Origin of the sequence: Moraxella bovis (assembly GCF_025985205.1) — a bacterium.
In the GTDB taxonomy this organism is placed as follows: Bacteria; Pseudomonadota; Gammaproteobacteria; order Pseudomonadales; family Moraxellaceae; genus Moraxella; species Moraxella bovis.
The window spans coordinates 2,694,649-2,710,153 of sequence record NZ_CP087840.1 but is presented as its reverse complement, the minus strand read 5'-3'; the positions used below and the strand labels follow the sequence as shown (position 1 = coordinate 2,710,153).

Sequence of the window (15,505 nt, the reverse complement as noted above, 5' to 3'; positions counted from 1 at the left end):
TATGCAAGAAAAAGCAACCTCTTCTCGCATGCAGAGATTTTTAAAGGGGGTAGAGTGGCTTGGCAATCTGTTGCCACACCCTGCCATTTTATTTGTATGGATGTCAGTTATTTTGCTCGTACTATCGGCAATCATGTCGATGATGGGGATGTCGGTGGCTGACCCACGCCCAGAAGGGGCAAAGGGGCGTAGTGAAGACGGCATGATTTATGTTGTCAATCTCTTAAATGGCGATGGGCTTGCCAAGATTGTGGAGAATCTCGTGTCCAACTTCACAGGCTTTGTGCCACTTGGGACGGTGCTTGTCGCTCTGCTCGGGGTGGGCATTGCTGAGCGGTCAGGCATGATTTCGGCGGCTCTTCGGGGGCTTGTCATGAATGCCCCGCCAAAGATGGTTACTTTTGTCATTATTTTTGCAGGTATTATGTCAAACACCGCATCAGAGCTTGGTTATGTGGTGCTGATTCCTTTGGCGGCGATGATTTTTCATTCGTTGGGTAGGCATCCATTGGCAGGACTTGCCGCTGCCTTTGCAGGCGTGTCGGGCGGTTATAGTGCTAACTTACTCCTTGGTACGGTTGACCCACTACTGTCGGGTATCAGCCAAGAAGCGGCACGCATCATTGATCCTGACTATGTCGTGGGGGCAGAAGCTAACTGGTATTTTATGGCGGTAAGTACGTTTTTGGTAAGTGGCATTGGCTACTTTGTCACTGAAAAAATTGTGGAGCCATCTTTGGGTAAATACAACCCCGATGATGCCGATGACCCAAGCGTGCTTGACAGCAAGGTGGAGCGACTGACCGCCCTAGAAAAGAAAGGTCTGGTTTGGTCGGGCGTGTCCATGCTAATTTTTTGTTTGCTACTGGCGTGGACTGTTGTGCCTGCGGACGGGATTTTAAGACATCCTGAGACAGGACTTGTGGCAGGGTCGCCATTTTTACATGGGATTGTGGTGTTTATCTTTGTGTTCTTTGCCATTCCAGGGATTGTGTATGGTAAGATTACAGGCACCATCAAGAGTAATGATGACGTGGTGGATGCCATGAGTGCCGCCATGAGTTCGCTTAGCATGTACATCGTGCTGGTTTTCTTTGCTGCTCAGTTTACCGCCTTTTTTAATTGGTCAAACATCGGCTCGATCATGGCGGTATCGGGAGCGAATTTCCTAAATGACATCGGACTGACAGGACCTTTGTTGCTCGTGGGCTTTGTTTTGATTTGTGCTTTTGTCAATCTCATGCTCGGCTCGGCATCGGCTCAATGGGCGATTACCGCACCGATTTTTGTGCCCATGCTCATGCTGACAGGCTATGCTCCAGAGATGATTCAGGCGGCGTATCGTATCGGCGATAGTAGCACCAACATCATCACACCGATGATGAGCTACTTTGGGCTTATCATGGCGGTGGCGATTCGCTACAAAAAAGACACAGGGGTCGGCACACTCATGTCGCTCATGATTCCATACTCGCTCTTGTTCTTGGTGGGGTGGACGGCACTCTTTTGTATTTGGGTGTTTGCCTTAGGCTTGCCTGTGGGACCAGGGGCTGCGACTTATTATACACCTTAATCTTGCCAGATAATAAAAATCCCTTGTTTGATGACAGGGGATTTTTTAAAGTGGCTTACCAAGCCATTTACCAAACCGATTTGCTAAATCATCTAAAATCAGTTTGGTTCGTTGGGGGATGTTTTTGCAAAATATGCTGAGCAAAAGTGTGTAGGGGTGATGATGGTGTCAATTTTTATGGTGTATGGCGATGGGTTTGGCAGGGGTTTTTGATGGTTTTTTAAAATTTATCACAAAAATTTAAAAAACCCCTTGCATTTTTGCCAAACTTTGCTATAATCATCGCCCACAGCTTTTGACAAATTTGTCAATCAAAACGGTGACGTGGGTGAGTGGCTGAAACCACATCCCTGCTAAGGATGCATACGGGAAACTGTATCGAGGGTTCGAATCCCTCCGTCACCGCCATTTATTTTAAAAAATAAATAAAAAAGCTTGACATTCTAAATTTTTAGTGTATAATAGTCGACCACAACGAGTGGTAAAGATTGATAATCACATCAGTTGTACTGCACCCGTAGCTCAGTTGGATAGAGCACTTGGCTACGAACTAAGGGGTCGGGAGTTCGAATCTCTCCGGGTGCGCCATATACCAAACACCAAAACTTGATTGAGTTTTGGTGTTTTTGCTTGTGTGGGTTTATTAAATGGGTTTTATGAAAATAATTCGATGGCTTAATATGGTATAAATTTAGGTTTGGCTTAATTTTTAAATTACAGTATCAAAAATTTAAAATTACCACAAATTCACAATGTATAGATGTAGAGGGCTGACTTTGCAAGCCTTTAAAGATGGCGTGTTCAACACGCTCCTACTAACCTATGGCAAATATTAAGTTCTTAAGCATAAGTCGTCAAATAGCCATTTTATGTAAAATGGATGAAAGCGTGACATTTTGTCAAACGCCAATAAAATAGTATTAATGACAATAACACCCTAAGACTTTACACATAAAAGCGTCATAAATATTCAACACATCCAAAAGTCATGGTAAAATAAAGCCTATTTTGATTCTATTTATCATCATGGCTAAAAAAAACAAAACCCCAAAACTCCGTCCATCACAGACACACAGCGAAGATGAGCCCATACAGGTGGACCCTGATGAGCTACCTGTCATCGCCAAACCCTTGGTACGAGTGACGGCACTGTTATATGATGGCATGCTGATATTGGCAATGTTGTTTTTGGTGGGGACGATTGGGGCGGTGGTCGGTACACTACTGTTTATGGAAGTAGGAACGGACTCGGCACATGCCCAAAGACTGCCAACTTGGTATCAAAATGGGGTCATGACACCGCTGTTTGTACTGACATTGATAGGTTTTTATGGATTGTTTTGGCGAAAATCAGGGCAGACGCTCGGCATGCAGACATGGCGATTAAAGACGGTGGATAACGCAGGACATCTGCTGACGTGGGCACAAAGCACACGCCGTATCATCAGTGCCTGTCTGCTACCCATACTCTGTGCGACCATCGGTGGGGTGCTACATGGCTCACGACTGGCGGTGCTGATGAGTGCCATGCTTGGGTTTTTGTTTAATTATCTGTTTTGTGCGTTCAATACTCGGGGGCTTGCGGTGCATGACATGCTATCTAACACCATTACTCTAAAAGTCCCCAAAATCCAGCATGAAAGCCTGTGGCAATCATGGCGTAAAAACAAGAAGTCCCCTAATAAACAAGAAACCTAAAAAATCGCCCAGTCTGTATAGATTGGGCGATTTTATATAAGGGCTTTTAATTTTTTAAAGCTTGCCATATTGTTACTTTGATATCCAAATAAAAAACCTATTTACCAAAAATGGGTAAATAGGTTGGAGAAACAAAAACAATGGATGATAAAATCATCAATCAACGTGGGTTTACAACCACGTTTTGGTCGGTATTGATGATAATCTCAGAAGGTCTGTCCACAACGATACGCACTTCATTAGGGTTTACTTGGTGGGCGTTGCGGTAGTTGTCATAAGCTTCGGTACAGCCCACACAACGAGAGAGTGCCGACCAAGGTTTGACAACCAAAGTCTCATAAGAACTCTCCACGCTGCCTGATGCCATAGAAAATGGCAAGCCCACTGCATGAAGTGCCGTGCCTGCAACCGCACCAACCAACTGCAACGGCTTGGCAACGGTAATGTCAAGTACCGCAGAACCATAGGTAGGACCAAAATCTTCTTCATCAATCTCAATGGCAGCGTGAGCGGTGGTGCTGATAAAGGCGGTGGCAGTCAGTGCCAATAGTGTGTGTTTGATTTTCATGAGAGTATCCTAATAGGGGGGGGCGATTTGCCCAAGATAGATTTATGCTAATATTAAAACAAGTTCCGCCCATATTATCAAGCTTATTTTGCCAAAAAGTGGGTGGACGGTAAAATTTTCCGACAAGGGGTAAACAAATCAGTAACATTTGGCGACGTCTGATGATTGCCAACAGTTGATAAATCAAACAGTGGGATTAAGTTGGGTTAAGTGGCTGACAGCTCGGGCAGTACACACTGGCTCGCCCACCGATTTTAATGTTTTCCAAAATCTCATGACACACCGTACACGGCTCACCTGCTCGCCCATAAGCCAGTAGAATTTGCTGAAAATAGCCCGTTTTGCCTGCCCCCACGGTAAAGTCCCGAAGACTTGACCCACCTTGTTCGATGGAGCGAGCGAGTATCGCCTTGATGTTATCGACCAGTACGGCTATCTTGTATTTATCTATCTGATGGGCAGGCGTGGCAGGGTGTATGCCTGACATGAACAGGCTCTCTACCGCATAGATGTTGCCCACACCGACCACGATGGACTGCTCCATGATGACGGATTTGATGGGGCGGGCGATGGGTCGTTTGGGGTTTTTATGAATCATCCCATACAGATAGTCGGTATCAAAGGCATCATCCAAAGGCTCTGCTCCAAGTTTGTCAAGATAACGCTCGGCATCATCTACCCACATCACCATGCCAAAACGTCTGGGGTCATGATAATGCAAACGCACCGATGAGTCATCAAAGCCAAAGATGATGTGGTCGTGCTTGCGTGGGGCAAGGGCGTCATGCTGTTGCAGACTGCCTGACATGCCCAAATGAATGAGCAGACGCAGGGGTGAGCCGTTTTTATTAAAATCAAGCAGTAGGTATTTGGCACGGCGAACCACACGCACAAGTTTTGCCCCGACAAGCTCATCTAGGTCGTCTGGTATCACTTCACGCAGGCGATAACCTGACGTGTAAATGTCGCTGACACGCTGACCGATGAGTGGGGCAAGGCTGGCTTTGGTGGTTTCAACTTCGGGTAATTCGGGCATGATTGTGATTCTAATAAGTCGGACAAGAGAAATAAATGGCTATTTTATCATAGTTTAGGTTTGTTGCAGGCTGTATTTGCCATAAGGCCATGCGGTCATAATGGTATTTGCTTTTGTGGCTAGGTTTGTTATTATAGCTAATTTTGAGAAAGAATGCCATTGATTGGGTTTGTGATGTTTTGTGTGGTTATTAAAGCATTTGTTTGTATTTATCAAATGGTAAAAAATGATAAAGATATTTTAAAAGGAAAAATATGACAAAGTATCCAACCCTAAAAATCATCATCGCTTATGCCTTATTTACAGGCTTATTAAGTGGTCTTCTAACCTTGCCATTTGTTAGCCTTTTTATGACAAGTCGTAATGGTTGGGGTTATTTGGCTATTTATTTTTATTGGTAGTTTTGGTGAGTTTAGTACCTACCTTGTTAAGCGGTATTGTGATTAGCTATTTTAAAATCATCATCAAAAGACCATTTGACTATTTGAAGCCTTTTGGTGTTGCATTTTTGGTATTTTTTATTTTGGGGTTGGTGTTTATTGGCGTTTTGGCACTTATGGAAATTGATTCAAGATTGTTGAAATCTGAAAGTGCTATCTATTTTATCATGCTAATAGATTTCCTGCAAAACCCCAAATTAAAGAAAACCGTTCGTGGTGAGCTTGTCGAACCATAATGGTTTTTCCGCTACCCTTCGACTTAGCTCAGGGCGAACGGAAAACTAGTTTTGCAGGAAGTTTAATATTTTGTATTGCATTGATAGGCGGAGTGTCACCAGCCGTTTTAGCTAAATTTATTTTGCCAAAATCTTAACAGGATAATTTTATGAATAACGATAATGAAAATAAATACCCAACTTTAAAAGTTATTTTAAGTTATACTTTAATGGGTTCATTAGGTGGCACATTGCCTATTATACCAGTATTGATTTATGCTATTGTTGCTGGCGATGATGTAGAGATGATTTTGTTTCTTTATGCAGTTATTTTAATGGTCGGAACAGCAATAGGATTTATCCCTGCATTGATAACTGGCTGTATGCTATCTTATTTTAAAGTAAGAATTTTAAAAGTTAAAGATTATTTAAAAGTCTTTTTCTTTGGTCTTTTAACTACTTTTTCTTTTTTGTTAATTATTCTAGCAACTGATTTTATGGCTGATGTTAATGCTCTGGTTGAGAGCATTGATGATTTTTTTAGTTCCATTTTCTTGTCTTTTTGGATTGCAATTATTGGCGGAATATCATCAACCATTTTAGCCAAATTTCTCCTACCCAAATCCTAAAACAAAACACCTTGCCCAAACCTGTAATTCGTGCGATAATGGCAAGTTAAATTCCCCCTTTTTTCAGTTTCCAATTTTTTGTTTTAAGTCAAAAGGATAGCTATGGCTCAATATATTTATACAATGAACAAAGTGTCCAAAATTATCCCGCCTAAGCGAGAGATTTTAAAGGACATTTCATTGTCATTTTTCCCAGGTGCCAAAATTGGCGTATTGGGGCTAAACGGTGCAGGCAAATCCACCTTGCTACGCATTATGGCAGGCGTGGACACCGAATACAATGGTGAAGCTCGCCCCCAAGCAGGCATTAAAGTTGGCTATTTACCCCAAGAACCCCAGCTAGACCCTGCCAAAGATGTGCGTGGCAATGTGGAAGACGGCGTACGAGAAGCCCTAGATGCCCTTGAACGCCTAAACCAAATCTACGCCGAATATGCCGAGCCTGATGCTGACTTTGACAAACTTGCCGTAGAACAAGGCAAAATGGAAGACATCATTCAAGCGTGGGACGCTCACAACCTAAATACCCAGCTTGAAAAAGCAGCGGACGCCCTGCGCCTACCGCCTTGGGACGCTGATGTTTCTAAGCTGTCTGGCGGTGAAAAACGCCGTGTTGCCTTGTGTAGGCTTTTACTTTCTAAGCCTGATATGCTACTTTTAGATGAGCCGACTAACCATTTGGACGCAGAGTCTGTGGCGTGGCTTGAACGCTTTTTAAAAGATTATTCTGGTACGATTGTGGCGATTACCCACGACCGCTACTTCCTTGATAATGTGGCTGAGTGGATTTTGGAGCTTGACCGTGGCTATGGTTATCCTTATGAAGGCAATTATACCGAATGGCTTGAGCAAAAAAATAAACGCCTAGAACAAGAGCAAAAGCAAGAAGAAGCCTTTGCCAAAGCCTTAAAACAAGAGCTTGAATGGGTGCGTAAAAACCAAAAAGGTCAACAAGCCAAATCTAAATCTCGCCTAGAACGCTTTGAAGAGATGAACTCTCGTGAATTTCAACAACGTAACGAAACAGCAGAAATTTATATCCCACCAGGGCCACGCTTAGGTAATAAAGTCATTGAGGTCAAGAACATCTCCAAATCCTTTGACGGTCGTTTGCTGTATGAAAACTTATCCTTTACCGTGCCACCAATGGCGATTGTGGGGATTGTTGGGCCGAATGGTGCAGGTAAAACCACCTTGTTTAATATGATTACCGGCAAAGACAAGCCCGATACTGGCACGGTAGAAGTGGGCGAGAGCGTGAAAGTCGCCTATGTGGGGCAGGTGCGTGATAATCTGGACGACAACAAAACCGTGTGGGAAGAGGTTTCTGATGGCTTGGATATGATTACCGTGGGCGAGTACACCACGCCAAGCCGTGCTTATATTGGGCGTTTTAACTTTAAAGGTCAAGACCAGCAAAAACTGGTGGGCAATCTGTCAGGCGGTGAACGCAATCGCTTGCAACTTGCCAAAACCTTAAAACAAGGGGCGAATGTCATCTTGCTTGACGAACCGTCCAACGACCTTGATGTGGAAACCTTGCGTGCCTTAGAAGATGCGGTGCAAGTGTTCCCTGGTACGGTAATGGTTGTCTCACACGACCGCTGGTTCTTGGATAGAATTTGTACGCACATTTTGTCATTTGAAAATGAAGAGCCTGAATTTTTTGACGGCAATTATTCAGAATATGAAAAATGGCGTAAAGAAAAACTCGGTGCCGACGCAACACCTAAGAGAATGAAATATAAGAAGATTGGGAGCTGATTTAGCTTTCAATGCTTTCAATGATAAAACAGCGACTTAAATGAGTCGCTGTTTTTGATAGGATAAAAAATGACAGAATATAAAAAGAATGATAAGGGCATCTGGTTGCCTACCAATCTAAACAAGCGACAAAGCAACCCAAGTAAAATACCTAATATTACCAAAACTATATCTAATTTTACAAGTCATATACCAAAAATTACAGCTTTATTTACTGTAATCGGTATCATTATTGGCAATTTGAATATTTATAACTATTTAAAACATATAAATTTTGACTTTTTATTTTCTGATATTATTGGAAATTCATCATCCGCTATCGCTATATTATTGATACATTTGCTATTTTTATTCCTACTTACTTTTGGATTTTTCTCTCCTTTTTTGATAAATATATTTGCCAAAGTCGTAAGTTTTGATAAAAATTTAGAAATAAATTATGAAAAACTTTATGGTGTTTGTCTATTAAATTCAATTTTTTATATAATTATAACAGTATTTTATTTAAAACTTAATTTTCAATTTGAATATTATGCATTTATGATATTCTTATCATCTTTTATTTTTCGCTTTGATAGATTTAATTTTATAACCCCAAAAGATAAAAGTCTATTTATTGCTATTTTTGTAGCAAACATTACTGTATTTCCATCTTTTATTTATTTTTCTTTCGTTTATTTCTCAATCCTACCAACAGTTGAAGATAATTTTATAACTTGGACTTTTTTCCTTGTAGGCACTTTATTGTTTTTATTTAATTTTTTAGTTTCTTATATATCAAAAACCAATACAAAATATTCTGAAATATTAGTAATTTCTTCGTTAATATTTATCGTAATATATAATTTTTTCTTATCTTCATTTCAAGATTATAGCATATCTTTACATAAACCAAAATTTATAGAAAAACCAAAAAACTCATCTTGGTATATCATCCATAATGGCAATACAAATTCAGAAAAAATTAACGGTTTATCTAAAACAGAAATTCAAAACCTAAAACTTGAATTTAAACCCCTAGATAAAGATGTCAAAGATATTGAAAGCCCCAACGCCCTATACGGCTATATGGCATGGAATTTGGGTAATACCAAAGTATTTTGCCCTGTATCAGTAGATTTTTTTGATGATAAGGGTAATAACAAAGAAAAATCCGCCAAATGTCTAGTGATTGACGGTAAATATTTGCAACCTGTTAGTGAGCATTATTTGGCTAAATGATGTTGTGTGAAAAATCCATAAAAACACATAAATTTAAAGTTTGGTGGCGGTTTTTTTTATCTTTTTTTCAGGCCATTTTGACCAACAACAAAGACCGTCAAACCACGATAATCCCAAATCCATTTTACCAAAGCCCAATTTTCCGATATAATACCCCAAAACCAACGACAAGAGACATTATGGCACTATTACCCATTTTACATTATCCTGACCCACGTTTGCGTACTGTGGCAAGCGAGGTTGGCGAGATTACTGATGAGATTAAGACCTTAATCAGCGACATGTTTGAGACCATGTATGATGCCAAGGGCATTGGGCTGGCAGCGACACAGGTGGACAGGCACGTGCAAGTGGTAACCATGGATCTCGCCAAAGAGGGCGAAGAGCCACAGCCCAAGGTGTACATTAACCCCAAAGTTACGCCACTGACCGATGAGCTTGTCCCTTATAAAGAGGGCTGTTTGTCCATTCCTGAGGTGTATGATGACATTAGTCGCCCTGCTCGTGTGCAGATTGATGCCTTAGATGCTGACGGTAAGCCATTTAGCGTTGAGGCGGATGGGCTGTTGGCAGTATGCATTCAGCATGAGCTTGACCACCTAAAAGGCATTGTATTTGTGGATTATCTATCCCGCCTAAAACAAGACCGTGCCAGAGAAAAGGTGCGTAAAGTGGTCGCCAAAAAAGGCTGATTCACAAGCGTTTATACAGATAGTCTAAGATGGATATCCAGTAAAAAACCAAACAACAAAGCGTTGTTTGGTTTTTGTGTTATCAGCTCTCTGCCCCATCAGGGACAAAGACATAACCCACACCCCACACCGTTTGGATATAGCGAGCCTGAGAGGGGTTGTCTTCGATGAGTCGTCTTAGGCGTGAGACCTGAACATCAATCGAACGCTCCATCGCTCCCCATTCACGCCCACGGGCTAGGTTCATGAGTTTGTCACGGGTCAGTGGCTCTCTGGGGTGCTGAACGAGTGCTTTTAGAACGCTAAACTCGCCCGTGGTTAGGGTGACGACATTGCCGTCTTTTTTTAGGGTGCGAGTGGACAAATCAAGCGTCCACAAACCAAACTCAACCACTTCCATCTGCTGAGATGGGGCTCCGGGCAGCTCTCGGTTATGACGGCGAAGCACCGCCTTGATACGAGCCAGTAGCTCTTTGGGGTTAAAGGGTTTGGGCAGATAGTCATCCGCCCCTGCTTCAAGCCCTGCGATGCGGTCGGTGTCCGAGCCTTTGGCGGTCAGCATGATGATGGGAATGTCGGCATTATCGGCACGCAGGCGTTTGCAAATGGCGATGCCGTCTTCGTCGGGCAACATCAAGTCAAGCACGATGAGCGAGAACATCTCACGTTGCATAAGTTTATCCATCTGCTTGCCATCATGGCATGCACGCACGGTAAAGCCATCATCTTCTAAAAATCGCTGTAATAAGGCACGCAGTCTGGCGTCATCATCAACGACTAAGATACGATGACTGGCGTTTGGGTTTGGATTGATATTGTCTTCGGTCATGTGTCACCCCTGATAATTATAGGCTATTAGTTTACAACATTACACAAAAAATTGTAACTGTTTTTGTTATTATAAATAATATTTTAAGGTTAAATCATATCGAATGATTAAAAATCTAAAAACTGAAGAATTATCATACCATGATAACTGCCAAAAGTCGGTAATATTTTGGTAAATGGGTTTGGTAAAATGATTCTGATTTGTCAATGCACCTTATGTGGCATGCCATGTACAGCGATAAGCGTATAAACGGGCTTTTATCCCAATAAAATTTGTGTTAGCATAAGAGCAGTGCCTTTAACTTTCAACCTTTAATATCAACCATTAAGGATGCCCCATGACTGACATTACCCACAACCCTGCCACACAGCGGTTTGAAGTAACCATTGATGGACATACTGGCTTTTTAAGCTATGAAGTCATCGATGATGATACCCTAAACTATAACCACACCATCGTCCCCAAAGAGCTGGGCGGACGCGGACTGGGTACGGCATTGGTCAAACATGCTTTGGATTATGCCCGTGATAACGGCAAAAAAGTCGTGCCAAACTGTTCCTTTGTGGCAAGCTACATCGACAGACGAGATGAATACCAATCGCTGTTGGCGTGAGTATGTTGCGATAATTGTTTACAAAAATGTTGGTAAATTGGCCAAAAATCTTGCCGAAATTTTGAAGATTTTGGTAAAATGACTTGGTGTATTTTTATATTTTACCTAACCAAAGGAACATCATGAGCAGTCTTACCGCAGACCAAGTTGCCTTACAATTAGAAAGATTGCAAGGCTGGGCATTAGATGGCAATAGCCTTGTCAAGACCTATGAATTTGCCAGTTTTGCTGACGTCATCGCCTTTACCACCCGTGTGGCGTTCTATTGTGAAGAGCTAGAACATTACCCCACGTGGGAGAACACCTATACTTTGCTCAAAGTACGCATTGGCGAGGCTGACCAATATGAAGTGCATGGGCGAGACATTCAGCTTGCCAAACGCATGGAAATGGCAAGGGGCGTGGTCTTTGATAAAAAAGATTAAAGCGAAATTAATTTGAAAAATGGGTGTCATTACCCATTTTTTGTGTTTTTAGATTTTAGAAATTGTTTTAAAACTCTGCCAACTCTCCATTATACATAAATTCCCCAATCAAAATAGGTCTTTTTACAAAGACTTACAAACCTTGCCATCAATCTCACACAGCTGATTTTTTGACTACATTTCAACCATAAAACCGCCCATTTTTTAACAGACAAATACCCAAAAAGTCGGTACAATCGGTATCAAGTTTAATCAATTGGATTTTTAAATCTTGTGGTTAAATCGTTTTAATCATTCACCGTTTGTTATTTTTACGCATTTTAAGGATTTATTATGAAAGCGACTTTAAAAGATCTAAAATCTGCCCGTGGCAATCCTGCCGTGAGTATCTTTGTCAAAACTCACCGCACTCACCCAGAAAATGAGCAAGACCATATTGCCCTAAAAAATCAGCTAAAAGTCGCCGAAGAGCGTATCACGAACGAGCATGACAAACGCACAAGCGATGCCATCATGGAGCTTATCCATGCCAAAACAGACGAGCTTGACCATAATTATAACCTAGATACGCTTGCTATTTTTGCCAACGAAAATGAAGCTCAAGTGTTGCGTTTGCCATTTGACGCCAAAGAGCGTGTGATTTTGGGCGAAAAATTTGCCACCAGAGACTTGGTGCGTGATATGTCCGAGGCGGTGCATTATTATGTGCTTGTGATTACAAGCGAATATGCTCGCCTGATTGAGGCGACCAACGACCGTGTGGTCAAGGAAATTGGTGGCGAAAGCGAACGTCAATCGCAAATGAGCGAGCTGACTTTCCCAATCAAAAACACAAGTCTACCTACAGGTTCAAAAGCCGACCGCACAGGCTCATCGGATGACGACAGCTATCTAAAAGAGTTTATGAACCGTGTGGACAAGAGCGTGCAGGAGTTTCGTAACATTGACCCGTTGCCTGTGATTTTGGTGGGCGATAGCCGTACTTTGGGCTTTTATGAGCAGGTAGTGGACAACGACAGCTTTATCATTGGCAAGGTTGACCATCTACCCAACCTAAAAGACGGACGTGCCGAAGAGATTGTGGCAGGCGTACAAGAATTGGTTGAGAACAAGCGTCTGACTCGCTACGAAACTGCTCAAGGCGAGCTTGAAAAAGCCCGTAACGAGAAGATGGTATGCACCGATTCGCAACAAATCTACCGCTCAGCGGTTGAAGGCAATGCCGTAAAACTTCTCGTGCGTCAAGGACACATCGTGCCTGCGACCATTGATGATACTGCTTTGACCTTGCTCGTGGCGGACGATGCGACAGCGGACGGCGTCACCGATGATGCGGTGAGTGAGATTATCGAGATAGTCAGCCACAATGGCGGTGAAGTGGTGTTTGTCCCACAGGACAAAATGGACGAAAAAGAGCCAATCGCCCTTATCACTCGCTACTAATTAACATGCAACAAAGCACAAAAACCTGCCTACGGGCGGGTTTTTGTTTTGACTTTTGGTGGTTACAATAATCTTAAAAATTTTTGTGGCAATTTGTTACAATAAGCATAACTTTTCTCATCCAATGTTGCCATGCCAAACAAAAAAACTTCAAAAAAATCGCCCTTAAAATGGCTCGCTCTGGTTGTCGTACTAGCCCTGATTGCCCTGTGGGGTGCCATCGTCTATGTAACCGCCTTTGCCAAGACCGACCGCCCCGCCCAGACCTTGACGGTGGATAAGGGCGACACTTATCATAGCCTGCTTGTCAAGGACAAATGGCAGACCAGTCCGTTTGCGTCCAGCACCGCCGCACGGCTGTATCTTAAATTCCACGCCAAAGGCAGCCTAGAAACAGGAATATACCAAATCCCACAAGGGGCGAGCCTTGCCGATGTGGTCAAGATTTTGGGGCAGGGGGGGCAAGTTGCCATGATAAAGGTGCAAATCATCGAAGGCAGGACGGTCAAAGACCTATACCACACCCTAAAAACGACCGATGGGGTCAAGCTTGAACTACTCACACCGCTTCTGTCGGATGCTGATGGGTATTCATGGGCGGACGTGGCACGAGACAATGCCAAAGTTGCCAAAGCTCTAAATATCAGCACGCCCAACGGTAACCTAGAAGGACAATTTGCCCCCAATACCTACTTTTTTAATCAAGGCACGAGTGATACCGTCATTTTAAAAAAACTGCACACCGACCAAATGGTGATATTGGATAAGGCATGGGCAGAGCGTGATAAAGATTTGCCCTACAAGACACCTTATGACGCCCTGATTATGGCAAGCATCATCGAAAAAGAAACGGGTATCACGTTCGAGCGTAATGACGTATCAGCCGTATTTGTCAATCGCCTGCGTCAAGGCATGAGACTACAAACCGACCCAACCATTATCTACGGACTGTTTGACCGTTATGATGGCAAGATTTACCGCTCCAACATTGACGAAAAAACCGACTACAACACCTATCAGATTGACGGCTTACCGCCCACGCCCATTACCCTGCCGTCTGCCGAAGCCATAGAAGCGACAATGCACCCGTCTGATGTGCCGTATATCTATTTTGTAGCGACAGGTAAGGGCGGTCATAAATTTAGCGTAACGCTTGATGAGCATAACAAAGCGGTGGCGGAATATCGTAAAGTGATGGCGGAGAAATAACAATGAACCAACCACCCAAATTCATCACCTTTGAAGGCACCGAAGGCGTGGGCAAAACCACTGCCATTGACCGTTTTTGCTATGAGCTTAACAGCCTTAGCATCGCCCACATTCGCACTCGTGAACCAGGGGGCAGTCCGCTTGCCGAAGATTTGCGTAAGATTTTGCTGGATAACAAAACCCACATCAATGACGACACCGAGCTTTTGCTTATGTTTGCCGCACGAGCCGACCATTTGCACCGCACCATTTTGCCAGCACTCTCGGACGGTAAATGGGTGATTTGTGACCGTTTTTTTGACAGCACCGTGGCGTATCAAGGCTTTGGACGGTTTGGGGGCGATGAGCGTGAACTTGCCAAGATTGAACGGCTGGTCGCTGATTTTATCCCAAGACAGCCTGATTTGACCTTTTGGCTTGATTTAGACCCTGCCATTGGCTTGGAGCGGGCAGGTAAGCGAAGTCAAGCCGACCGCTTTGAGGGTGCAGGGCAAGGATTTTTTGACAAAACTTATCAAGGCTTTTTGTATCAATATCAAAAACACCCTGAGCGTATCAAACGTATCAATGCCGACCAATGTCCTGATGACGTGGCAGGGGAGATTATGCAAGTTTTACAAGAATATTTGGCGGATTGATTTGTCGGTAAATCACATTTGCTCTGTAAACACATTGATTTTATAATGTATTTTATTTTTCAAACAAGGACATACCATGAAAAAGCTCCTACTCTCCCTAAGCGTTGCGATTGCCACATTATCTACCCCTGCATGGGCGACCACGCTTAGCGGGCTTGATTTTAAAAGTGTCATGCGTGGGCTATATGCTGGCAAAATGACAAACTGCGTGGTGGACGATGAAGATTTAGAGAGTTATCCTCACGTCTGCCTAGATGAAGTGTCTGACCCTGATATGCCAGAGTTTAGCACGTTGGCACTCATGCACCCTGTCATCAGTTTTGACAATCAAAACGGACAAAAACGCTACCTACTTATGATTGAAAAAGTCGCCCTAAACGATGAAGGCATGCCTACCTCTGGGCGTATAGGCAGTGCCAAGGCTGATTTGTACCTTTTTAAAAAGACCAATCAAGGCTATGAGCTTATCAACCGAAACGCCCAAGATGAAGAAATGGCAGGCAGTTGAGGGC

General features: G+C 43.0%; 17 protein-coding genes and 2 tRNA genes. 16 read left to right on the top strand and 3 right to left on the bottom strand.

The window, feature by feature from the left end:
• Position 1 precedes the first annotated feature (1 nt).
• The 4 genes from LP107_RS13845 to LP107_RS13830 all read left to right on the top strand — a co-directional run bounded on the left by LP107_RS13845 (position 2) and on the right by LP107_RS13830 (position 3,271).
• Positions 2–1,573 (top strand): AbgT family transporter, encoded by a 1,572-nt coding sequence (locus LP107_RS13845; RefSeq protein WP_112742753.1) that lies wholly within the window; start codon positions 2–4, stop codon positions 1,571–1,573.
• A gap of 318 nt (positions 1,574–1,891) precedes the next feature.
• Positions 1,892–1,981 (top strand) — tRNA-Ser (locus LP107_RS13840).
• 103 nt (positions 1,982–2,084) lie between these two features.
• Positions 2,085–2,161, top strand: a tRNA-Arg gene (locus LP107_RS13835).
• 543 nt (positions 2,162–2,704) lie between these two features.
• Positions 2,705–3,271 (top strand): RDD family protein, encoded by a 567-nt coding sequence (locus LP107_RS13830; RefSeq protein ID WP_078274259.1) that lies wholly within the window; start codon positions 2,705–2,707, stop codon positions 3,269–3,271.
• A gap of 160 nt (positions 3,272–3,431) precedes the next feature.
• Here LP107_RS13830 and LP107_RS13825 read toward each other — a convergent pair whose 3' ends face one another.
• Together LP107_RS13825 and mutM are read right to left on the bottom strand one after the other, a co-directional pair.
• Positions 3,432–3,839, bottom strand: a complete 408-nt coding sequence (locus LP107_RS13825; protein WP_078274233.1) for a hypothetical protein — start codon at positions 3,837–3,839, stop codon at positions 3,432–3,434.
• 196 nt (positions 3,840–4,035) lie between these two features.
• Positions 4,036–4,875 (bottom strand): bifunctional DNA-formamidopyrimidine glycosylase/DNA-(apurinic or apyrimidinic site) lyase, encoded by an 840-nt coding sequence (gene mutM / locus LP107_RS13820; RefSeq protein WP_078274234.1) that lies wholly within the window; start codon positions 4,873–4,875, stop codon positions 4,036–4,038.
• Between the two features lie 254 nt (positions 4,876–5,129).
• On the opposite strand from mutM, the gene LP107_RS13815 reads away from it, so the two are divergent.
• The 6 genes from LP107_RS13815 (at position 5,130) to def (ending at position 9,836) form a co-directional block, all read left to right on the top strand.
• Positions 5,130–5,276 carry a hypothetical protein gene (locus LP107_RS13815; protein ID WP_158079655.1) on the top strand — a complete coding sequence of 49 codons (147 nt, stop codon included), beginning with the start codon at positions 5,130–5,132 and terminating at the stop codon, positions 5,274–5,276.
• A gap of 5 nt (positions 5,277–5,281) precedes the next feature.
• Positions 5,282–5,551, top strand: coding sequence for a hypothetical protein (locus tag LP107_RS13810; RefSeq protein ID WP_147287300.1), 270 nt, complete (start codon positions 5,282–5,284; stop codon positions 5,549–5,551).
• 149 nt (positions 5,552–5,700) lie between these two features.
• Positions 5,701–6,159: a hypothetical protein gene (locus LP107_RS13805; protein ID WP_115368856.1), complete on the top strand. Its 459-nt coding sequence runs from the start codon at positions 5,701–5,703 to the stop codon at positions 6,157–6,159.
• A gap of 102 nt (positions 6,160–6,261) precedes the next feature.
• Positions 6,262–7,923 (top strand): energy-dependent translational throttle protein EttA, encoded by a 1,662-nt coding sequence (gene ettA / locus LP107_RS13800; RefSeq protein WP_078274237.1) that lies wholly within the window; start codon positions 6,262–6,264, stop codon positions 7,921–7,923.
• Between the two features lie 69 nt (positions 7,924–7,992).
• Entirely contained in the window at positions 7,993–9,144 is a 1,152-nt protein-coding gene (locus LP107_RS13795) for a hypothetical protein (RefSeq protein WP_078274238.1), read from the top strand.
• 179 nt (positions 9,145–9,323) lie between these two features.
• On the top strand, positions 9,324–9,836 hold the full coding sequence (gene def / locus LP107_RS13790) for a peptide deformylase (RefSeq protein WP_078274260.1): 513 nt from the start codon (positions 9,324–9,326) through the stop codon (positions 9,834–9,836).
• Between the two features lie 82 nt (positions 9,837–9,918).
• Here the strand turns inward: def and ompR are convergent, their stop codons facing one another.
• Positions 9,919–10,665: an osmolarity response regulator transcription factor OmpR gene (ompR, locus tag LP107_RS13785; protein WP_078274239.1), complete on the bottom strand. Its 747-nt coding sequence runs from the start codon at positions 10,663–10,665 to the stop codon at positions 9,919–9,921.
• Positions 10,666–11,002: 337 nt separating this feature from the next.
• Here ompR and LP107_RS13780 point away from each other — a divergent pair, with 337 nt between their 5' ends.
• The 6 genes from LP107_RS13780 to LP107_RS13755 all read left to right on the top strand — a co-directional run bounded on the left by LP107_RS13780 (position 11,003) and on the right by LP107_RS13755 (position 15,501).
• A complete protein-coding gene (locus tag LP107_RS13780) occupies positions 11,003–11,278 on the top strand; it encodes a GNAT family N-acetyltransferase (protein ID WP_078274240.1) in 276 nt (91 codons plus the stop codon).
• Between the two features lie 122 nt (positions 11,279–11,400).
• Positions 11,401–11,703 (top strand): 4a-hydroxytetrahydrobiopterin dehydratase, encoded by a 303-nt coding sequence (locus LP107_RS13775; RefSeq protein WP_078274241.1) that lies wholly within the window; start codon positions 11,401–11,403, stop codon positions 11,701–11,703.
• 333 nt (positions 11,704–12,036) lie between these two features.
• Positions 12,037–13,146 carry an AOC03_06830 family ribosome hibernation factor gene (locus LP107_RS13770; protein WP_078274242.1) on the top strand — a complete coding sequence of 370 codons (1,110 nt, stop codon included), beginning with the start codon at positions 12,037–12,039 and terminating at the stop codon, positions 13,144–13,146.
• 132 nt (positions 13,147–13,278) lie between these two features.
• On the top strand, positions 13,279–14,355 hold the full coding sequence (gene mltG / locus LP107_RS13765; protein WP_078274243.1) for an endolytic transglycosylase MltG: 1,077 nt from the start codon (positions 13,279–13,281) through the stop codon (positions 14,353–14,355).
• Between the two features lie 2 nt (positions 14,356–14,357).
• Positions 14,358–14,993 carry a dTMP kinase gene (gene tmk, locus LP107_RS13760; protein ID WP_078274244.1) on the top strand — a complete coding sequence of 212 codons (636 nt, stop codon included), beginning with the start codon at positions 14,358–14,360 and terminating at the stop codon, positions 14,991–14,993.
• A gap of 76 nt (positions 14,994–15,069) precedes the next feature.
• Positions 15,070–15,501, top strand: coding sequence for a hypothetical protein (locus tag LP107_RS13755; RefSeq protein WP_078274245.1), 432 nt, complete (start codon positions 15,070–15,072; stop codon positions 15,499–15,501).
• Positions 15,502–15,505: the final 4 nt, after the last annotated feature.